The 21,897-nt window shown below is 60.7% G+C and carries 14 protein-coding genes and 1 rRNA gene; 10 read left to right on the forward strand and 5 right to left on the reverse strand.

What is annotated here, in order from left to right; genetic code table 11:
* Positions 1-119: 119 nt before the first annotated feature.
* Complete coding sequence (gene pcs, locus U9R61_RS08290; RefSeq protein WP_322488347.1) at positions 120-5,588, forward strand: propionyl-CoA synthase subunit Pcs; 5,469 nt, start codon at positions 120-122, stop codon at positions 5,586-5,588.
* A gap of 47 nt (positions 5,589-5,635) precedes the next feature.
* Here the strand turns inward: pcs and U9R61_RS08295 are convergent, their stop codons facing one another.
* From U9R61_RS08295 to recN, 3 genes are read right to left on the reverse strand one after another with little or no spacing between them, the layout of a single operon-like run.
* Complete coding sequence (locus U9R61_RS08295; protein WP_322488348.1) at positions 5,636-6,664, reverse strand: MraY family glycosyltransferase; 1,029 nt, start codon at positions 6,662-6,664, stop codon at positions 5,636-5,638.
* A 43-nt stretch (positions 6,665-6,707) separates the two neighbouring features.
* Positions 6,708-9,938, reverse strand: coding sequence for a hypothetical protein (locus tag U9R61_RS08300; RefSeq protein ID WP_322488349.1), 3,231 nt, complete (start codon positions 9,936-9,938; stop codon positions 6,708-6,710).
* A 56-nt stretch (positions 9,939-9,994) separates the two neighbouring features.
* A complete protein-coding gene (gene recN / locus U9R61_RS08305) occupies positions 9,995-11,770 on the reverse strand; it encodes a DNA repair protein RecN (RefSeq protein ID WP_322488350.1) in 1,776 nt (591 codons plus the stop codon).
* A gap of 220 nt (positions 11,771-11,990) precedes the next feature.
* Here recN and U9R61_RS08310 point away from each other — a divergent pair, with 220 nt between their 5' ends.
* Positions 11,991-12,515 carry a hypothetical protein gene (locus tag U9R61_RS08310; protein ID WP_322488351.1) on the forward strand — a complete coding sequence of 175 codons (525 nt, stop codon included), beginning with the start codon at positions 11,991-11,993 and terminating at the stop codon, positions 12,513-12,515.
* A 384-nt stretch (positions 12,516-12,899) separates the two neighbouring features.
* Here U9R61_RS08310 and U9R61_RS08315 read toward each other — a convergent pair whose 3' ends face one another.
* Complete coding sequence (locus U9R61_RS08315; RefSeq protein WP_322488352.1) at positions 12,900-13,946, reverse strand: saccharopine dehydrogenase family protein; 1,047 nt, start codon at positions 13,944-13,946, stop codon at positions 12,900-12,902.
* Positions 13,947-14,599: 653 nt separating this feature from the next.
* Between U9R61_RS08315 and U9R61_RS08320 the strand changes: the two genes are divergently transcribed.
* From U9R61_RS08320 to U9R61_RS08350, 7 genes are read left to right on the forward strand one after another with little or no spacing between them, the layout of a single operon-like run.
* Complete coding sequence (locus U9R61_RS08320) at positions 14,600-16,018, forward strand: amidase (protein ID WP_322488353.1); 1,419 nt, start codon at positions 14,600-14,602, stop codon at positions 16,016-16,018.
* A 24-nt stretch (positions 16,019-16,042) separates the two neighbouring features.
* Complete coding sequence (locus tag U9R61_RS08325) at positions 16,043-17,125, forward strand: hypothetical protein (protein WP_322488354.1); 1,083 nt, start codon at positions 16,043-16,045, stop codon at positions 17,123-17,125.
* Positions 17,112-17,789 (forward strand): class II aldolase/adducin family protein, encoded by a 678-nt coding sequence (locus U9R61_RS08330; protein WP_322488355.1) that lies wholly within the window; start codon positions 17,112-17,114, stop codon positions 17,787-17,789. The genes U9R61_RS08325 and U9R61_RS08330 overlap by 14 nt, the downstream gene beginning before the upstream one ends.
* Before the next feature lie 11 nt (positions 17,790-17,800).
* Positions 17,801-18,082 (forward strand): DUF507 family protein, encoded by a 282-nt coding sequence (locus U9R61_RS08335; protein WP_322488356.1) that lies wholly within the window; start codon positions 17,801-17,803, stop codon positions 18,080-18,082.
* Between the two features lie 13 nt (positions 18,083-18,095).
* Positions 18,096-18,746, forward strand: a complete 651-nt coding sequence (locus tag U9R61_RS08340) for a DUF6962 family protein (protein ID WP_322488357.1) — start codon at positions 18,096-18,098, stop codon at positions 18,744-18,746.
* Positions 18,743-19,141: a FixH family protein gene (locus tag U9R61_RS08345; RefSeq protein WP_322488358.1), complete on the forward strand. Its 399-nt coding sequence runs from the start codon at positions 18,743-18,745 to the stop codon at positions 19,139-19,141. The genes U9R61_RS08340 and U9R61_RS08345 overlap by 4 nt, the downstream gene beginning before the upstream one ends.
* A gap of 15 nt (positions 19,142-19,156) precedes the next feature.
* Positions 19,157-20,053, forward strand: a complete 897-nt coding sequence (locus tag U9R61_RS08350; RefSeq protein WP_322488359.1) for a thioredoxin family protein — start codon at positions 19,157-19,159, stop codon at positions 20,051-20,053.
* Here U9R61_RS08350 and U9R61_RS08355 read toward each other — a convergent pair.
* The gene (locus tag U9R61_RS08355; RefSeq protein ID WP_322488360.1) at positions 20,037-21,038 is read right to left on the reverse strand and encodes a CoA transferase; all 1,002 of its coding nucleotides are present in this window, start codon (positions 21,036-21,038) and stop codon (positions 20,037-20,039) included. The two genes, U9R61_RS08350 and U9R61_RS08355, sit on opposite strands and share 17 nt — an antisense overlap.
* 446 nt (positions 21,039-21,484) lie before the next feature.
* On the opposite strand from U9R61_RS08355, the gene U9R61_RS08360 reads away from it, so the two are divergent.
* A 16S ribosomal RNA gene (locus tag U9R61_RS08360) occupies positions 21,485-21,897 on the forward strand; the annotation flags it as partial.

Genomic DNA, 21,897 nt, shown 5'->3' on the forward strand with positions numbered 1-21,897 from the left:
TCTCAATTATTGAAGTCTTGACGAATCGCGTCACGAGGGGTAGTCTATAATATGCACCCCTTGTTATCTATATCACAACCGGGAGATTAGGTTTTGACATGCGTCGAGGAGGACTGTCGATGATCGACACTGCGCCCCCCGCCCCACCACGGGCGCCCCGTTCCAATCCAATTCGGGATCGCGTTGCTTGGGAAAAACAGCGCGCTGCTGCGCTGGCCGATCCTGGCGCTTTCCATGGCGCAATTGCCCGGACGTTGATCCACTGGTACGATCCGGCCCATCATTGTTGGATCCGCTTCAACGAGACCAGCCAGCGCTGGGAAGGGCTTGATGCGGCCACCGGCGCGCCGGTCGAGGTAGATTATCCAGCCGACTATCAGCCGTGGGAACAGGTGTTTGATGATAGCGAAGCGCCCTTCTACCGCTGGTTCCTTGGCGGTTTGACCAATGCCTGTTTCAACGAAGTTGACCGGCATGTGATGATGGGGTATGGCGACGAAGTGGCCTTCTACTTTGAGGGCGATCGCTGGGACAGCTCGCTCAATAACGGTCGTGGCGGGCCGGTGGTGCAAGAGACGATTACTCGGCGGCGGTTGCTGGTCGAGGTGGTGAAGGCGGCGCAAGTGTTGCGCGATCTCGGTCTGAAGAAAGGTGACCGGATTGCGCTCAATATGCCGAATATTATGCCGCAGATCTATTACATCGAGGCGGCTAAGCGGCTGGGAATCATTTACACCCCGGTGTTCGGCGGCTTTTCTGACAAGACGCTGTCGGATCGTATTCACAATGCCGGCGCGCGGGTAGTGATCACCTCAGACGGCGCCTACCGCAATGCGCAAGTGGTGCCCTACAAAGAGGCCTATACTGATCAGGCGCTCGATACATATGTGCCGGTAGAAACGGTGCGCCAGATTGCGATCGATACGCTGGCGACGCTACCGTTGACTGATGACCAGCGCCAGAAGATCCTTACCGAAGTTGATGCAGCATTAGAGGGTGAGATCACCATCGAGCGATCGGACGTGATGCGCGGGGTCGGGGCGGCGCTAGCCCAGATGCGCGATCTGGATGCTGGTATCCAATCCAAGGTTCGCACCGTGCTGGCGCAGGCGCTGGTGGCAACGCCGCCGCGGGTTGAGGCGGTGATTGTGGTGCGCCACACCGGCCAAGAGATTCTGTGGAATGAGGGGCGCGATCGCTGGAGCCACGAGCTGCTCGAGGCGGCCCTTGAGAAGATTTTGGCCAACGCGCGCGCTGCCGGCATTGATGTCCACAGCGAGTCTGAGCTACTCAGCCTGCCCGACGATCAACTCATTCGCGCGCTGTATGCCAGCGTTCCGTGCGAGCTGGTCGATGCCGAGTACCCGATGTTTATCATCTATACCTCGGGCAGCACCGGCAAGCCCAAGGGTGTGATCCACGTTCATGGCGGGTATGTCGCCGGCATTTTGCATACGTTGCCGGTGAGCTTTGATGCTGAGCCGGGTGATACGATCTACGTCATCGCCGATCCGGGCTGGATCACCGGCCAGAGCTACATGCTCACCGCGACGATGGCTGGTCGCCTGACCGGCGTGATCTCCGAGGGGTCGCCGCTCTTCCCCTCGTCGGGCCGCTATGCCAGCATCATCGATCGGTACGATGTGCAGATCTTCAAGGCCGGCGTCACCTTCCTCAAGACGGTGATGTCGAACCCGCAGAACGTGGAAGACGTGCGGCTCTACGATATGTCAACGCTGCGGGTGGCGACCTTCTGTGCCGAGCCGGTGAGCCCGGCTGTGCAGCAGTTCGGTATGCAAATCATGACGCCGCAGTACATCAATTCGTACTGGGCGACCGAGCACGGCGGCATTGTTTGGACGCATTTCTACGGCAATAACGACTTCCCGCTCCGCCCTGACGCGCACACCTATCCGTTGCCGTGGATTGCCGGCGAGGTGTGGGTGGTCGAAACGGATGAGCGCGGCAATGTGCGCTATCGGGTGGCCGATTACGAAGAGAAGGGCGAGATCGTGATTACGGCGCCCTATCCGTACCTGACGCGCACGATCTGGGGTGATGTGCCCGGTTTTGAGGCCTATCTGCGCGGCGAAATCCCGCTGCGGGCGTGGAAGGGCGATGCCGAGCGGTTTGTGAAGACCTACTGGCGACGGGGGCCGAACGGCGAGTGGGGCTACATTCAGGGCGACTTTGCTATGAAGTACCCTGATGGCAGCTTTACCCTCCATGGTCGCTCGGACGACGTGATCAACGTGTCGGGCCACCGCATGGGCACCGAGGAGATCGAGGGCGCGATCCTGCGCGATCGCCAGATTACGCCCGACTCGCCGGTCGGCAACTGTATTGTGGTCGGCGCGCCGCACCGCGAGAAGGGTCTGACGCCGGTCGCCTTCATCCAGCCGGCGCCGGGCCGGCGGCTGACCGCTGCCGATCGCCGGCGGCTCGATGAGATTGTGCGCACCGAGAAGGGTGCGGTGAGCGTGCCCGAAGATTACATCGAAGTCAGCGCCTTCCCCGAGACGCGCAGCGGCAAGTATATGCGCCGTTTCCTGCGCAATATGATGCTCGATGAGCCGCTGGGCGATACTACCACGCTGCGCAATCCAGAGGTGCTGGAAGAGATCGCCGCTAAGATCGCCGAGTGGAAGCGCAAGCAGCGCATGGCGGAAGAGCAGCAGATTATCGAGCGCTACCGCTACTTCCGCATCGAGTACCATCCGTCGGCGGCCAGCGCCGGTAAGCTGGCGGTGGTGACGGTGACCAACCCGCCGGTTAACGCGCTCAACGAGCGCGCGCTCGACGAGCTGAACACGATTATCGATCACCTGAGCCGGCGGAATGATGTGGCCGTAATCGTGTTCACTGGCCAAGGCGCGAAGAGCTTTGTGGCCGGCGCCGACATTCGCCAGTTGCTCGAAGAGATTCACACGGTGGAAGAGGCGATGGCGCTGCCGAACAACGCGCACCTCGCCTTCCGCAAGATCGAGCGTATGAACAAGCCGTGCATCGCGGCGATCAACGGTGTGGCGCTCGGTGGCGGTCTGGAGTTCGCGATGGCCTGCCATTACCGGGTAGCCGATGTCTACGCCGAGTTCGGCCAGCCTGAGATCAACCTGCGCTTGCTGCCCGGTTACGGCGGTACGCAACGGTTGCCGCGCTTGCTCTACAAGCGCAACAACGGCACCGGTCTGCTGCGCGCGCTTGAGATGATCTTGGGCGGGCGGAGCGTGCCGGCTGAAGAGGCGCTGGAGTTGGGCTTGATCGATGGGATTGCGACCGGCGATTACGATGCGCTGGCGCTGGCATGCGAACTGGCCCGCGAGGCGATTGGACCCGATGGCTCGTTGCGCAAAGATTCGGCAGTCACCAAGGCCTTCCACCATCGCCACGAGCAGCTCGAAGAGTGGCGCAAGCCTGACCCACACTTCGCCGATGATGAGTTGCGCTCGATTATTGCCCATCCGCGGGTTGAGCGCATCATCAAGCAGTCCCATACCGTTGGGCGTGACGCCGCCGTGCATCGCGCGCTAGATGCGATCCGTTACGGGTTCATCCACGGCTTCGAGGCCGGTCTTGAGCACGAGGCGAAGCTGTTCGCCGAAGCAGTGGTCGATCCGAATGGTGGCAAGCGCGGTATCCGCGAGTTCCTCGATCGCCACAGCCCGCCGTTGCCGACGCGCCGGCCACTGATCACCCCCGAACAGGAGCAACTCTTGCTAGAACAGAAAGAGCTGTTGCCGATCGGTTCGCCCTTCTTCCCCGGCGTCGATCGGATTCCGAAGTGGCAGTACGCGCAGGCCTTCATCCGCGATCCGGAGACCGGTGCAGCAATGCATGGCGACCCGATCGTGGCCGAGAAGCAGATCATTATTCCGGTCGAGCGGCCACGGACGAATCAGGCCCTGATCTATGTGCTGGCCTCGGAAGTCAACTTTAACGATATTTGGGCGATTACCGGCATTCCGGTGTCGCGCTTCGACGAGCACGACCGTGACTGGCACGTGACCGGTTCGGGCGGGATCGGGTTGGTGGTGGCACTCGGTGAAGAGGCGCGCCGCGAAGGCCGGCTGAAGATCGGCGATTTGGTCGCTATCTACTCTGGTCAGAACGGCCTGCTCTCGCCGCTGGTGGGCCTTGATCCGATGGCGGTCGATTTCGTCATCCAAGGCAACGACACGCCCGATGGTTCGCACCAGCAGTTTATGGTGGCGCAAGCGCCGCAGTGTATGCCGGTGCTGCCGGATATGACCATCGAGGCGGCGGGCAGCTATATCCTCAATCTGGGCACGATCTATCGCGCGCTCTTTACCACGCTGCGCGTGCAACCCGGTCGCACGATCTTCATCGAGGGCGCCGCGACCGGTACCGGTCTCGATGCGGCCCGCACCGCGGCGCGCAATGGTCTCAATGTAATCGGTATGGTCAGCTCGGCTGACCGGGCGGCGACGGTGATCGGGGCCGGCGGCAAGGGGGCGATTAACCGCAAGGATCCGGCAATCGCCAATTGCTTCACCCGCGTGCCGGAAGACCCGTCTGAATGGGCCGCATGGGAGGCGGCTGGCCATCCGTTGCTCGAGATGTTCCGGGCCCAGAATGATGGCCGCTTGGCCGATTACGTGGTCTCGCACGCTGGCGAGACGGCCTTCCCGCGCAGCTTCCAACTGCTCGGTGAACCGCGTGACGGCCATATCCCAACCCTGACCTTCTACGGCGCGAGCAGCGGCTATCACTTCACCTTCATCGGCAAACCCGGCGCAGCCTCGCCGACCGAGATGCTGCGGCGGGCTGGCTTGCGCGCCGGTGAGGGGGTGTTGATCTACTACGGGGTCAGCAGCAGTGACTTGATTGATAGCGGTGGCCTTGAATCCATCGAGGCGGCGCGCCTGATGGGGGCCCGGATCGTGGTGGTGACAGTCAGCGATGCCCAGCGCGAGTTCTTGCTATCGCTCGGTTTTGGCGCAGCTCTGCGCGGCGTGGTCAGCATCGCCGATCTCAAGCGGCGGTTTGGCGACGATTTCGAGTGGCCGGAGACGATGCCGCCGCTGCCCGATTCGCGCAAGGATCCGCAAGGTCTCAAAGAGGCGGTGCGCCGCTTCAACGACCTGACCTTCAAGCCTATCGGCAGCGCGGTCGGCGGCTTCCTGCGCACGCCCGACAACCCGCGCGGCTATCCCGACTTGATCATCGAGCGGGCCGGCCACGATGCGCTGGCGGTGAGCGCGATGCTGATCAAGCCCTTCACCGGCCGGATCGTCTACTTCGAGGATATCGGCGGGCGGCGCTACTCGTTCTTCGCGCCGCAGATCTGGGTGCGCCAGCGCCGCATCTATATGCCGACGGCCCAGATCTTCGGTACGCACCTCTCGAACGCCTACGAGATTGTGCGGATGAACGAGGAAATCAGCGCCGGTCTGATCACGATCACCGAGCCGGCAGTGGTGCCGTGGGAGCAGTTGCCCGAAGCGCATCAGGCGATGTGGGAGAACCGCCATACCGCGGCGACCTATGTCGTCAACCATGCCTTGCCGCGGCTCGGCATTAAGACTAAGGACGAGCTGTACGAGGCGTGGACATCACGCGAGGAGTAGCGGTACGTTGGTGAGGGAGCGTTGTGGGGGGAGATTGCTATCTGCTCCTACGACGCTCCCTGCTGTGGCTGGCCCGATGGGCAGATCCGTTCGAGCCAGACAATTCCGCTGATCGCAATCACCAGCAGGCCAGCCACCACGAGGTAGGCTTCTGATGGCCGGGCTTGAGTGACGTAGACCCCCACCAACCCGCTCGCACCGGCCAGCAAATAGCAGGTCAGCACCGCTTCGCGTTTGGTCATGCCAAGTGCGTGCAAGCGGTGAGAGAGGTGGTCTTTGCCGGCAGTGGTGAAGGGATTGACCCGCTGGCGGATCCGGGCCACGACGACGAGCGCGAGATCAAAGAGCGGCAATCCCAGCACGCAGACCGGCACCAGCCACGTTACTAGCGGGGTATTGCTCAGAAAGCGCAGCTTGATCGCCAGCGCGGCCAGAATGAAGCCGATAAACAGGCTGCCGGTGTCTCCCATAAAGATGCTGGCCGGGTTGAAGTTGTAGCGCAGAAAGCCAATACAAGCCCCGATCAGGGCCGCCGACATCGCGCCGACCAACACCTGTCGCGGTTCATTCATCGCTGCCAGCAATAGGAAGAACGCCGCGGCGATTGTGGCTACCCCGCCGGACAGCCCATCCATGTTGTCGAGGAAATTGATCGCGTTGGTGATCACGATCACCCACAGCAGCGTGGTTGCCCAGTTTAGCGCCGGCCATGGTAAGAGTTGCACCTGCGTCCCGCCGAGCATAAGGACGATCGCGGCCAGTGTTTGCCCGGCCAACTTGACGAGCGCCGGCATCCCCCAGCGGTCGTCGGCCAACCCAAACAGTGACACGATCGTCGCACCAAGCAAAATCCCGATCAATTCGCGAATATGGGCCTGATCGCCAAAGATCAGCAAGGCAGCAACGAACGCCGTGTAGATCGCCGCCCCGCCGAGCAGCGGGATCGGCGTGGTGTGGCTGTCGCGCGCGCGAGGAACAGCGATGACGCCGCTGCGCAGCGCTGCCCGCCGCGCGATCGGCGTGGCGAGGATCGAGAAGGTGAGCGCGGCGATCAAGATGAGGGCGATATTAGCCATAGCCTGTCGTTTCAACGCCAAGAAGCCGCGTAGGGTTTTGGCGTCATTTGCGCGCCTGTTCAATCAAGGCCATCAACTGCTCGATCCGTGCCATCGCGTTGGTGCGCCCGCTACCCTGCAAGACCGCCAGCATCCGGCGCGCTTCGGCGAGCGCTGCATCGTATTGCAGTGTTTCACTGAGGATCAGGGTGTATTGCTCGCTCAGCGCCGCATTGTCCGGTTGAAGAGCGACGGCGTGGGCATACGGCGCGACCGCGCCGGCCATATCCGCGGTCTGCACCGCTAGCCGAGCCACGGCGGCGTACAAGCTGGCGGCTTGAGCAGTGAGGGTAGGCAGCTCGATTGCCCGTTCGGGCTTGCCTTGTGCTTCGGCCAACGTCTGAGCTGCCCGCTCGGTCTGCGCCGTAAAGGCAGTGCGGAGTTGGTTGAGCAGATCGGGCCGGCTGCTGAGACCCCGCGCGATCCGGTCGAGGTTGTCAACCATCTGCTGCGGCGCCTGTTCGATGGCTTGCCGGTAGAAGGCTGTGGCCGCGTCGAGATCGCCGGTGCGGAAGCGCACTAAATCGCCGCGGCGGAGGGCGGTGTCGCCAAAACGCGGATCAAGCCGGGCTGAGGTTTGCAACAGCTCATCGGCCTGCTGGAAAAAGGCCCCAGCTTGGGACGCATCGCCGCTGATCGTCGCCTGTTCCGCCAGTTGCATCAACACACCGGCCCGCTCGTTCATCAGGGCTACATCACGCGGCGCAATCTCGGCCACCCGTTCGTACCATTGCAGCGCGGTATATAACCGCTGCACGTCACCTGTCCACCCATACCAGAAGGTGTTGATCCGGCCTAAATTGGCGTAGTGATCCTTGTTGAGCGGGCTCAGTTGGTGGGCGCGCTCTAAAGCGGTCTCGGCGTAGGCGAGCAGGCTCAGTGGCGAGGAACGTTGGGCGAAGGCGGAAACCGCTTCCACGCTATCAAGCCGCAGCAGCGCGTCGAGATCGGGTTTGCCGGAATCGCCAATTGCCGCGCCTTGCGCGCGCAGCGCATCGGCGAGGTTCATCAGCGTGCGGGCTACATGCAGGTAGTAGAAATCTTCGCCGGGATTAGCCCGGATGGTGGCGATCGACTCGTTAAGGGCGGCCAATAGCGCTCGCGCCGACGTTTGCCCCTGCTCGCTATAGCTCTGCGCTTGCTGGAAGCGCATATCGGCATAGACCGGCTGGATGTTCAGCCACCAGATCAAACCGGCAGCGACTAAGCCGATCAAGCTGGCAGTGCCGAGCATCCCGGCGGCGGGTCGGCGTGCAGCCGGACGGCGCGTCGGTGCGCGTTGCTGACCGTGCCGGGCCGGTTGGCGCGCCGCTGGCTTGGTTGCGGTGACCAGCTCAGACGCCGGCGCCGGTTCTTGGCTGCGCTCGATCCGTTCAGCCGCAACCGCGAGACCCAACAGCAGCCAAAACATCATCAGCGTCGCTACAATCGGGATGCCGGTCAAACCCTCGACCAGATGGGTCGTGATCGCGCTCAGGATAGCGATGATCAGCAGTTGGTGCCGCCAACTGGCCGGCTGGCGTAATTGGCGCAGGCAGAACCAGACAAAGCTGCCGATTAGCCAGAGATACGCGGTTAACCCCAGCAACCCTTTGGTGACAATTTCATCGAGAAAGGCCTGATGCGAGCGGTCGGGCGACGCGCCGCGCGCTTCGACATTGGCCAGCGATGGTGGGTAGAACCGGTTGAACGCGACAAACATGCTCTCTGGCCCCCAACCGATCAGCAATCGTAGCGGGTCGCTGGTGATGAGACCAATAGTTCCGCCGGCGTGCTCATCTCCTACCCAGATCAAACGCCGCACCAACCCGGTACCGCTCTCGACTTCCAACAGCCGGCCCATCCGGCCAAGGTACGGTACCTCGCGCACTTGGGTAAAGAAGGGTGCATCAGAGAGATTAAACGCGATCAGAAAGCCGCCGGTCGCCAGTGTGATTGCTACCCAAGTCGCCAGCGCTTGCGCCAGCAACCGGCTGCCGCGCAGATTGCCGTTCGCCTGTAGCCGCTTTCGTCCATACCACAGCGTGAGTGATACGAACAGAAACAGACCCGCTCCCAAGCCAATCCACGGCCCGCGGCTCTGGCTAAAGAAGATGGTGACGAGGACAAGACCGAGCACGATGGCGCTGGCCGCGGCTTTGAGCTGCCATCCCAACCGCGATGGCTCCGCTGGCGCTGGGCCGAAGAGGGTGAATCCATAGCCGGCGAGCAGCGCAATTACTGCCAACCCCAACCACAGCCACCAATCGAGCGCATTAACGGCGATGTCGGGAGTAGCGAATTGTTGCACGCCAGCGGTGGCATTGACGGCGAAGGCCAGCCCAAAACCGAGCAGATACGCGAAGGTGAGCAACAGGGGCCAGCGTGGCAGCGGCTGGCTGCGGTTGATGATCAGCAACCACCAGAGCGCCGTCGCGCAGATCACTGCTCCCGGAAAGAGCCACCAGTAGCGAAAATCGATCGTGCGGATCGCAACGCTAAACTTCAAAATCGCGATGATCAGCAGCGTGCCGGCCAGCCAGAGCAAGCCGCGCGCGATTGCCCAACGCCATTCGGCAGCCGATTGGGGCGCGAGCGGCGCAGTGCGGGAGGCGGCGAGCGCCGCAACGAGCCGGTAGAGCGCCAGCGGCACGATCATAATCAGATACGCCGCCACAAAGATCGAATTGCCGAGCGTCGAAGCCACCCGCGCAATCACATCGCCGCGCCACGGCAGCGGGTCGAGCTGGTAGTGCTGCATAATGCCGTACACCGCCACCACCGCAGCAGCGGCGAGACTCACCGTGATCAAACGTTCGCGCTGGGCAGGGGTGCGCATGGTGAATGCCACCAATATGCCGAGCATGAGGTAAGAGAGATAAGTGTACAGCCCCTGCATGCGCTGGTACGATCCCCACAGGCTGGCGGCAGGGGTGATCGAGGTGATGGTCGTAAGGATAAAGACGGCGGTGTAGGCAACTGTTGACCAAAAGAGCGGCGTTGCGCGCAGCGCGGCCCACCACGAGCGGTTCGCTGATGATTGATCCGAGGTGCGTTGATTCAGCCAATCGAGCAGCCAAACGATCGCCGCAGCGACGCCGATCAGCGCCAGCGAACGCAATGTTGCCGCTTTATCAGGCTCAAAATGGCGCGCGGAATAGAGGTTAAAATAGATTGGCACCAGCGTCAGCGCCAGCAACCAGCTCGCCTCAACAATCCACGCGCTCCAGCGACTGAGTGAACTTTGGGGGGACATAGTGGCGACAACGGCCTCTCTATTGGGGCAGCCGATTGGCCGCCCTGCTCATTGGTTTATGAAGCTCGCTGAGGGGACGGCCCGTGGGTGGCACTGGCCATCCCTCCCTTCCACGCCTGCGCCCGTTCCAAAATCTGGCGGGCATTGGCCCGACTATGGTCGTTGGGTACGCCATCGAGCATCGCCGCAATCTCATCGATCCGTTGTTCAGGAGACAATGGCTCAACGCTAGTGCGGGTGCGTCCGGCGACCACTTCTTTACGGATATGGTAGTGGGCATTGGCGAAAGCGGCGACTTGCGGCAAGTGGGTAATACACAACACCTGATGGCGCTGGCTGACCGCCCATAACTTTTGACCGACCACATGGCCGGCGCGCCCGCCCACCCCAGCATCAACCTCATCAAAAATCAGGGTCGGCACCTCATCAACCTGCGACAAAATCGATTTGAGCGCCAGCAGCAAGCGCGCGCTCTCGCCGCCGGAAGCAATGCGGGCCAGCGGCTTCAATGGCTCGCCGGGGTTCGGTGAAATCAGAAACTCGACCCGGTCGATGCCTGTGCGATCGCAGGCCAGCCGGCGACCATTGATCAGCGGGCCGTTCGGATCATCGCTATGATCAATCTGGACGGCGAACTGGACATTCGGCATTGCCAAATCGCGCATTGCCGCGCTGATTTGGCGGCTCAACTCCTCGCCGGCCTGCCGCCGCCGTTGCGACAGCTCAAGCGCGCGGCGGGCCAATTCAGCGAGCAGGAGTTGCTCTTGCGTCTCAAGGGCGGCGATCTGGGCGGCGCTGTTGCTCAACCGCTCGATCTCAGCCTCGGCGCTGGCGGCCCGTTCGATCAACGTTGCCAAGTCGACGCCATACTTGCGTTGCAGATCACGCAACACGGTGAGGCGATCTTCAATCGCATCGAGCCGGCGCGGATCAACGTCAAGATCGGCACGATAGCGGCGCAACCCGATCACCAGTTCTTCGAGCTGGTAATGCAACTCGGTAGCTTGCTGGGCCAGCGGCCCGGCCCGTTCATCGAAACGGGCCAGCTCGGTGAGCGCATCCACCGCCAGCGACAGCAACTCAACCGCCGGACGCCCGCCGCGCTCCTCGCCGCCGGTATACAGCGCCCGGTATGCGTCATCGGCTAGCGTGACAATGCGCGTCGCATTCTGCATCATCGCACGTTCGCGCAGCAACGCTTCCTCTTCGCCCGGCTTGAGCTTCGCTGCCGCCACATCAGTGCGCAGCATCTCCAACTCCTCGATCTGGGCCTGCCGGCGCGCTTCGCCGGTGCGCAGATCGGCCAACTGGGCCTGCACCGCGCGCAACGCGGCCAATTGTTCGGCCACTTGCTGGCGGAGCGGCAACAGATCGCCGAAGCGGTCGAGCAGCTCAAGGTGGGTGCGCGAGTTAAAGAGCGATTGACCCTCGTGCTGGCCATGAATATCGATCAAGCGGCTGCCGATTTCGCGCAGGGTGGTGCTATTAACGGCTCGGCCATTAATGCGGGCGACGCTCCGCCCCGATTCCGCCGAAATCTCGCGGGCAAGGATGACCTGATCATCGTCCTCGTCTAGCAGATCGTGTTCGGCGAGCAAGGGGAGCAAGTGTGGGCAATCATCAAGACTAAAGACGCCCTCAATCCGGGCGCGCGCGCAGCCGGCGCGCACAAAGGTGAGATCAACCCGTTCGCCGCGCAAGGTGCCGAGGGCATCAATAATGATCGACTTACCGGCGCCGGTTTCGCCGGTCAACGCATTAAAGCCCTGCTCAAAGCGCAGATGCAGACGGTCAATAATGGCAAAATCCTGAATCTGCAACTCAATTAGCATACGGCAGGCGCAGTACCCGTCTGAGCGTTTAACCGCCGGAATGTGATGCGATAGCTACACGCATTGCATTGTACCACAACCATCTTGTCCACCGGTTGTTGGAAAAAAGTAGCACAAAAGTTCTTGACAGTCAATCGCATCTCTGATATACTTCCGAACAAGTGAGCGAAAGAACTTTTGTTCTACTATAATGCTAGCCGTTTCGCGGAGGAGGGCTGCTATGGCAGTAACAAGTCGTGAAATCCGTTCACCGCGCCGGATGTCTACGATGGCCGTGCCGGCGCCAGCTCTCGGCACCACGGCATATATCGTGGCCGGCTTGCTGGCGATGTTGGCGCTGTACGTGCTGGTCAGCGCCGTCATTAGTTGGGGGCAAGTAGTAGTGGATGACTGGCGATACGGGCGGCCACGCACGTTCCATCTGACGGCGGATGTTGGTCGCGCCGAAGAGACGGTTGGGCCGACGCGCCTGATTGCGATGAATCTCGACCGGCAAGTATTGATCCTCGAAATTCCCGGTGGTGACGTGAGCAAGACGCGCACGCTGATTGGGCCGTACTTGGTAGGGGCGAACGAGGACTTGACACCGATCACGATGCGCTTGGCCGATCTCAATGGCGATGCCTTGCCTGATCTGGTGGTTGGGATTAAGAACGAAGAGATTGTCTTCCTAAATCGTGGTGACAGCTTCGGTCTCGTAACTGCCGAAGAGCGGCAGCAGATCGTGCGCCAGATGGGTCGTTAGAAAGCAGGGTTCTATGGCGGCAGGCAAACGTTGTCGTATGCAACCACGAATCGGTGATTGGCAGGTGGTTTGGGTGAACCGGGAAGGGTTGGTTGTGGTTTGGGTGATGAGCGATGTTTATCAAGCTGTGGGCAGGCGCGCTCGCCTAAGAGGCGCGCAATGCAATCACAAGGTGGCTCTTGGCAGATGTGCCCGCCGGCATCCGGCGGGCACGCTGGTTGTTGCGAGGCATGGTTGCTAGACGAGGTCTGGAATGCGGCAGTGGTACTGCCGCAGCGGTGAAGTGTGGAATGCGGTATGCCACTACTGCATAGCAGTTGCTACCGTGGTAGTGAAAGTGTTCCTGCACCAATGAAGCTGGTCAACCTACCGTCATAGTACCCGCTACTCATCACTCCGTGCCACCCCCGGCACCTCACCGATCACATCCGGGCCGTACAATCCTGCCGGGGTATGAAAGCCGGCGGTTGCGTGGCCGTTCAAGACCCGCTGCACGATCAGCAGCGCCGTCTGTACGGTGAGCGCATAGCCCTCTGGGCCGGTCAGGCGACTGGTTACGCGCCGTCCCGTCGCATCGGTGACTTCCCCTACGATGATGCTCCGCCCGCTGGCCTGGGTGGCAGCATTGGGGCCGCGCAACGTTTGCGCTAACAGGCGGCGCAGTCCGTTTCGGATCATAGGAAGCTGTGCGATGGGCAACAGTCGCCGCGTGAGATCGATCCAGCGCCGTGCGCGCCGTGGTATCGCCACAAAGGTTTGAATGTTGGGAATGCCGGTGGTGTAGTAGGCAGTCGCGATATCACCCCACGGAATGCTCACACACGGCTGCGGCCCGCGCCCAAAGTCAAACATCCGCACCTCGTGCAGCGGCGGCGTCATAATAAGCTGGCCGTTGCGCCGCTCACAACCGCGCGCAGCCATAGTCAACATCGTGATCGCGGTGCCGCGCGAAATGCTGCCAAGGGCGCGAAACGCCAGCGCCAATGATGTCGCTCCCGGCAACCGGCGGGCAAGGTGAGCGGCTAGACAATCGGAGGGCACCACATCAAAACCAACTCCCGGCATCAACATCACTCTCGCTTGCCGGGCAGCGGCATCTTGCTTGGCTGCGGCCTCAAAGACCCAGATCTCGCCGGTGATGTCGAGGTAGTGAACCCCCGTCTGGAGGCATGCCTCAACCATCGGCGCGCTGGTCTCTTGGAAAGGGCCGGCGCAGTGCAGCACCACTTGCGCGCCCTGCAACGCTTGGCATAACCCTGCTCGATCCTCAAGCCGGCAAATGGTGAATGGCAACCCTAACGAGTTGGCCAACGCTCTGATTGCATCCGCGTTTCGTCCGGCCAGCCGCGGTCGCAGACCGGCTGCCACTGCCGCGCGGGCAATCAGTTCGCCCGTGTAGCCGTTTGCGCCGTAAATAATCCAGTCGTTCATTGGTTTTGGTTTCTCTCGTACAAGGAGCAAAGATGAGGCTGGTGTTGTGCGATCCGTTGCTCGTTCTCATCATACACTACGGAATCGCCACAAAAACACACAAAAGGCGCAAAATTAGGTGCTCTTCAACGGGCTATCCGTATCCATCTTCAGCCCAGCCCGCCGCGCGGGCTGCGGATAGCCCGGCCCAATGGGTCGGGGGCCTGCCCAGCGGGAAGCGGTTGGTCGCGGGTTGTTGTGGGCGGGCGGGCCACCCAAGCTCCGTGGCGGGGCGCGGGCCGCTGGCCGGCATCGATAGCCACAAACAGACACAAACAACGTAACAATGAGATTCATGTTCTCCCTCTTGTGTCTCTTTGCGGCGATTCCACCCCCGTCCGCACAGCGGGCTTCGTACCATCGCCCGACAGCAGGGCTGGGCGATGTTGCGGGCGGCACGGGGATTGGAATAGCCACAAAAAGACGCAAAAGGCGCAAACATTTTGACGTTTACCCTTTGCGTTATGTATGTCTTTTCGTGGCTATTCCCAGATCAGGCCCGCCATCATAAGAAAGACTTGCAATCCATTGCAGGCATTCCGATGTATCATAACCACTACGAGCTGCGATAACGACTGATCGCTATCATCCGTTGCCTTGAACGAGAGATTCCTATGCACACCGACCTCTGTTTGCAGCCGGCGACCGCCATTACCCGTTTGATCCGCCAGCGCGCCGTCTCGGCCAGCGAAGTGCTTGAGGCGCATCTAGCCCGGATTGAGGCGCTCAATCCGTTGGTGAACGCGATTGTTACGCTCGATGCGGCTGGTTCGCGTGACCGCGCGCGCGCCATTGACGAGGCGCTGGCGCGTGGTGAAGACCCCGGCCCGTTGGCCGGCTTGCCGGTGGCGCACAAAGATTTGGCCGAAACCAAAGGCATGCGCACCACCTATGGCTCGCCGATCTTCGCCGATTTTGTGCCCGATTTCGATGCTCTGATCGTGGCCCGCCTCAAAGCCGCCGGCGCCGTGACCATCGGCAAGACCAACACGCCCGAATTTGGCGCCGGTTCCCAGACCTTTAACCCCGTTTTTGGCTCTACCCGCAATCCCTACGACCTAAGCAAAACCTGCGGCGGCAGCAGTGGCGGGGCGGCAGTGGCGTTAGCTTGCGGGATGATCCCGATTGCCGATGGGAGCGATTTGGGCGGCTCGCTGCGCAATCCAGCCGGCTATTGCAATGTGGTCGGTTTTCGCACCTCACCCGGTCGCGTCCCGGTCTGGCCCGATCCCACCCCATACCTGCCGTTCGCGATCGATGGGCCAATGGCGCGTACGGTGGCCGATATTGCGCTGGTCTTGCAAGCCATTGCTGGCCCCGACCCGCGCGCGCCGTTATCGATCAGCGAGCCGGCCAGCATCTTTGCCCAACCGCTCGAACGCGATCTGCGCGGGGTGCGAGTGGCATGGAGTCCGGATTTGGGCGGTTTGCCGGTTGATCCGCGGGTAAGCGACGTGATTGCCGCGCAACGGGTCGTATTCGAGCAGCTCGGTTGCATTGTGGAAGAGGCGACCCCTGATCTGAGCGATGCCGACGAGATCTTTCAAGTGATACGCGCCTTTCGCTACGAGTTGACCCTCGGTGAGTTGCTCGACCGCGAACGCGCTCGTATGAAAGATACGGTGGTGTGGAATATTGAAGCTGGGCGAGCGCTGAGCGGGCCGCAAGTTGGGCGCGCTATCCGTTTGCACGCGGCGTTGTTGGCCCGCCTGCACAAGTTTATGCAGCGCTACGAATTCATCATCGCGCCGGTGAGCCAAGTGCCGCCGTTCCCGGTTGAACAACCGTACATCACCGAGATCAATGGCGTGCCGATGCGCAACTATATCGAGTGGATGCGCTCGTGTTACTACATCTCGGTCTGTAACACGCCGGCCATCTCCGTACCGGCAGGCTTCACCCATGACGGGTTGCCGGTCGGATTGCAGATCATTGGCCGTCCGCGCGCCGATTTCAGCGTCTTGCAACTGGCTTACGCCTATGAGCAGGCGACGCAGCACTGGCGGCGCCATCCGCAATTGGCGACGGCGTGAAAGCGACAGTGCTATAATGCAGATGTGCAAACGAGATCACTGCCAGCCGTAATACCATCAACGCTGGGGCGGCCCTACATCATCTTCTTCTGTGAGCTTGAAGGGCCAGCCCTGCTTGAGTTGCTCGCTACACCGGGGTTGCTCGACTTTCTCGCCGCTGGTGAATACGGCGTTGCTGTTGCGCTGCACAATCTCTCGGCAAAGACGGCGCAAGCAATTGCTACGCTTAACCAGCACCGGATTCCGGTGGTTGCATGGTTACTGTTGCCGGCGGAAGAGGGGTTCTGGTTTAACCTCCAGAACTATCCGCAAGCGATTGAGCGCTACCGGGCCGCGCGGCAATGGGCGATCGCGCACAAGCTGCACTTTCAGGCGATTGGGCTTGATATTGAGCCGCCGCTGGGGGAAGTGATCGCTAGCCGGCGGCGTGGGATTCGTGACATTGCCCGCCGGATCTGGCTCGCCCACGAAAATGTCTTGTACGAGAGCGCGCGGGCCGCTTACGTCGATCTGATCGCTGAAATGCATCATGACGGCTACGAGGTGCATACCTACCAGTTGCCCTTGATTGTTGATGATCGACGGGCTGCGACCACGACCATTCAACGCGCGCTCGATATTGTCGATCTGCCGGCTGATGTTGAAGTGTTGCTCTGTTTTAGCAGTATTCCGATCGGAAAATTGGGCAACGATCTCGGCGGTGCCCTGATCGACAGTTACGGCCCGGCAGCTGATGCGATCGGGGTCGGTTGTATCGTCGGCAGCGCGGTGCGATCAAGCAGTGCCGAAGACTTGCCTCCGCTCGCGTGGGATGCGCTCGAACGTGATTTGCAACTCGCTGCCCACCACACCGATACCATTTACCTCTTTTCGCTTGAAGGGTGTGTGGAACGCGGCTTATTGCCGCGTCTCAACCAGATTGATTGGACGGCGACGCCGCGGCCTGATCTGACCAAGCGACTGGTGATTCAGAGTTTGCGAACCGTACTACTGATCGTGATGCTGATGATGCGGTTTAGCCGTCCGTTGCTGGCATGGTCGGGCTGGATTGTTGCCGCTATCTTGTTCTTCCGTTTACGCCAACACAAACGCTATGACAACCACTGAACTCACTGAGGTAGAAGCGGTGCTGCGCGCCGAGATGGTGCTATGTGGTCGTTTATTGTATGACCGCGGATTGATCGTTGCCGGTGACGGCAATCTCTCGGCGCGGTTGCCCGACGGCACGATCCTGATGACGCCGGCGGGCTTGGCGAAGGGCATGTTAACCGTTGACGATTTAGTCGTGGTTGATCTCGATGGCCGCTTGATCCGGGGAGCGCCGGGCCGCCAACCGTCGTCCGAACGCTATCTGCACCTCTTTGTCTATCGCCAGCGTCCCGATGTGATGGCGTGCGTCCATGCCCATCCGCCAACGGCAGTAGGCGCGACGCTGGCTGGCGTCAATTTAGCGGAACCATTGTTGCCGGAGGCGCTAATCGCGCTGGGGCCGATCCCAACCGCGCCCTACGCGCGAACCGGCACACCCGAAATGGGTGCAGCGATTGCCCCGTTTGTCGCCGATCACGAAGCCATTTTGCTGGCCTACCACGGCGCCTTGACATACGGCGTCACGTTGATGCAGGCCTTTCACCGCATGGAACAAATTGAACACTGCGCGCGCACCTTACTGGCGGCCCATCTCTTTGGCGGTGCGCGTCCATTGCCGCCCGAACGGCTTGCGGAGTTAGCCGAGGTGCGACGCGCGTTTCGGGCCGCTGGGCGTATTTAGAGGAGGCACCAATGAAGCTTTCTCCAGCGAAAGTTGAGCAACTGGCGACGATGCTGGTCGATGTCTTGGCCGAGACGGATGGGGTGCTGTTTCAAGCTGGCGATCCAGAACTGCGAGCAGCCATTATCGATATTATGACCGATGAACTCGAGGTGGAAGATCGGCTGAACGCCGAAGTGCATCAGATGTTACAGGCGTACAAATACGAGATTACGCATGAACGGCTTGATTACGACACGCTCTTTCGCCGGTTGCGCCAGCGCCTAATTGCCGAACGCAAGATTGTGCTCTAGACAAGGTTGCTGTGTGAAGCAATGGATTGCCGATCACCTCATTGCCGATCCGCGTGAACAAACCACAGCGGCAACCGATTTGGCGCTGGCAGGGGCGGCGTTGATGGCGATACAACGCTTACGCGGCGCTACAGGTTGGCGCCGGCGCATCTGGCAAGCCGCTTTTGCCCTCTTGGCCGCCAGCGGTGTGCTGGGAGCTATCGTGCATGGGTTGCGCCTCTCGCCCTCAACCCGTGAGCGTCTGTGGCAGCCGCTGAACGTGTTGCTGGCGCTGATCATCGCGCTCTTTGCTACTGCTGCGGTCAGCGATCGCTGGGGCGAACGAACCGGGCAGCGCGTCTTGCTGGCGCTGGCGCTGGCCGCTCCCGGTTTTGCGTGGCTCAGCCGGCGGTTGCAGCGAGGTTTTCTCGCGTTCATTATCTACGAATTGGTAGCGATGGTCAGCGCATTGGCGATCTACGCCGATTTGGCCCGGCGTCGCCAACTGCCCGGCGCTAATCACATTACGCTGGGGATTTTAGTCACGATAGCTGCTGCTGGCATTCAGACCAGTTCGCTCGAAGTCGTGATTGGAGAGATACCATTCGACCACAATGGTTTGTTTCATCTAGTGCAATTAGCGGCCTTGCCGTTGCTGGTCGAGGGTGTGTGGAAATCGCTATGATGGGGTTCATCCGTTCACTCGGTTTTCTGGTTTTGCTGGCTCTCGTAACTGCGTGTGGTAACAGTGCTACTCCGTTGCGCGAAACGAAAGTTGTTGCTGGATTATCAATCACCCTCGACACACCCGACCGGCCCAAGATGAATACGGCGGTCGATTTTGTGGTTTTGCTCAATGACGCGCAGGGCAATCCGGTTAATGACGCCAACGTGTATCTCGATCTCGATATGCCAGAGATGCCAATGGGGGTAACGCGACCGGTCGCCTTGCCGGATGGGCCGGGGCGTTATTGGGCGCGTACAGCGTATACGATGGAAGGATGGTGGGAGATTACCGTTGTGGTGGAACGGGCTGAAACCACGTATCGAGCCACGTTTCGCCGTGATGTCTTGCAATAGAGGAGAAGGTTTGTTATGCACTCGCGTTTTATCTTGGCAATAGTGGTGCTGGTGGCCGTGTTCATCTCAGGTTGTGGCCGCCAAGCAGCGTCACCTACAGCCGAGGCGGCACCAATTGCACCGGTGGTTGCCGCCTCGGAACTCGTCGTCGGCCTCAACCGGCTGCCGTTTGGCTTATTGCAGGGTGGTGTGCCGCTCAATGATCCCAATCTTTCACTTGACGTAACATTGTACTACGTTGGCCCCGGCGGCGATCGTACCAAACCTGTTACGACGACCCAAGCTGTCTATCGTGGTCAAGGGTTGCCGGTCGGTCTCTACGTTGCCTATGCCAACCTCGATCGGGCCGGCGGTTGGGAAGCCGAAATTGCTATTCCGCAGGCAAGCGGCGCGCAAAAGAGTCGGATCCGGCTCGATGTCAGCGAGCGCGCTTTCGCGCCGATGGTCGGTGATAAGGCCATTCCGTCACGCAATCTGACCGCGGCTGATGTTCCTGCGCTCGATCAATTGACGTCGGATCCGCGGCCTGATCCTGATTTTTACCGGATGACCATTGCAGATGCCATAGCGAGCGGCAAACCGTTCGTGGTGACGTTCTCGACGCCAAGTTTCTGTCAAACAGCGGTCTGCGCACCGAATATGAGTGTTTTGAAGCAACTCAAGAGCGAATTTGGCGATCGGGTCAACTTCATTCACGTTGAGGTGTACCCCTATCCGTTCGGCGAGTCATTCCAACAGGCGAAACTCGTGCCGGCAATGCAAGAGTGGAATCTGCGCACCGAGCCGTGGACATTCCTTGTCGATGGCAACGGCGTGATTCAAGCGCGCTACGAAGGCGGGATTACCTTCGACGAGCTACGACCGGCGATTGCCCAACTTGCGGCTGGCCAACCGGTTAACCCGATGCCGTAGAGCAAGTTGCGAGCGCCAATGCCACGCTTACCGGCCCGTCTTGCGCCGCTTCTTGCGGAGTCAAGACGGGCGAAACGCATGCGTCGAGCGGCGCGAAGATTGCCATCCATTCAGCCAGTGAACGCTGGCGAAAGGCAGTCGCTAGTGTCGCGATGAGTATCGGCTGCGCAGCAGGCTCATACTGCAATGGAATAAGATCAAGCCGGTTGAGCGCCGTACAGACTCGTTGCCAGAAATGGGTTTCGAGCGCAGCGATCGCGAGCAAGCGGCCATCAGCCGTCTGATAGAGACGGTAACAAGCAAGACCGCCACTGAGCGTATCATCAACCGCCAACCTAGCGATCGCAAGCGCCAACGCTGGTGCATTGAGCCAACGGGCAGCAGCCAGCATTGACGTTTCGATTCGCCCGCCTTGACCAGTGGTAGCACGGGCGAGCAAGCCTGCCAAGACGGCGCTGGCAGCCATCAAGCCGCTCACCATATCAGCGGCATGGACACCGGGCACGCGTGGCGGCGGCTCGCCGGCAGCGAGCAACCCGCTCAGCGCCTGTGCATTCAAATCGTGCAATGCCTCGGCGCGGCGCGGATGAGTTGCTGGCGCGCCGCCAATTGCCACAATCAGCAACCGCGGATTAGTCTGCAACAACACGTCATCAGCCAGACCGAGCCGGCCAAGCGCACCGGGGCGCAAGCCATCGATCAGCACATCGGCTGATTGCACCAAATCTCGCAAAACAGCTTGATCGGCTGCTTGGCGCAAATTCAGCACCCGGCATTGCTTGGCGTGATTGAGCAGCGAGAAGAGCGGGTTTTCACCAGTCTGATCGAGTGGGGGTAGCGTGCGCATCGGATCACCGCCGGGGCGTTCAATCTTGATCACCGTTGCCCCTAACCCGGCGAGGATCGCCGCACACAGCGGCCCCGGAATGTAGCTGGCGATTTCAATCACCGACACGCCGCGCAATGTTTGCGAAAGGTTCAGCATAGTTCCTCACTGCTCGTCGTTCTGACCAATGCCCCTTCAATCGTAACACAGTTAGTGCGCACGGTTCGTGGCGAAAGTGGTGAAAAATTCACAGAATTGCTCTCGCTTCAGAAATTTGATTTAAGGCTTTCCAAAGGGGAGAAACGTCAAATTTTGCACCCTCTTGACAACCTACGACCGGCGTGCTATACTACGCGGGCTGGAACGAACGAGGTCTCACTCGCGAGCAGCGAGGCAGACCAAACAAGTGGAGAGCAAACCCGAGCGAAACGCGCTGAAGACAATTCAGAGACGTCGCCAGGAAACTTCAGTAAGCTGAATTTTCCTGGTTTTGTTTTCTCCCTCGTTCCGCAGAAGCACCTTCACAACTGAATGACGAGTGAACTAGAGATAAACGCCACGTCAATTCGGTGACGGGAAACAGCGCAAGCTGTCGCTCAGCACCAATCATGTAGAGTTTGATCCTGGCTCAGGACGAACGCTGGCGGCGTGCCTAATGCATGCAAGTCGAACGCAGCGGCCTTGGCCGGCTGCGTGGCGAACGGCTGAGGAACACGTGGGTGACCATCCCCGGAGTGGGGGATACCCCGTCGAAAGACGGGACAATCCCGCATACGCTCTACGGAGGAAAGCCGCACGGCGCTCCGGGACGGGCCTGCGGCCCATCAGGTAGTTGGTGTGGTAACGGCGCACCAAGCCACTGACGGGTCCCCGGTCTGAGAGGACGACCGGGCAGACTGGGACTGCGACACGGCCCAGACTCCTACGGGAGGCAGCAGCAAGGAATTTTCGGCAATGGGCGCAAGCCTGACCGAGCAACGCCGCGTGCGGGATGACGGCCTTCGGGTTGTAAACCGCT

This window comes from Chloroflexus sp. (assembly GCF_034431535.1).
GTDB lineage: Bacteria > Chloroflexota > Chloroflexia > Chloroflexales > Chloroflexaceae > Chloroflexus.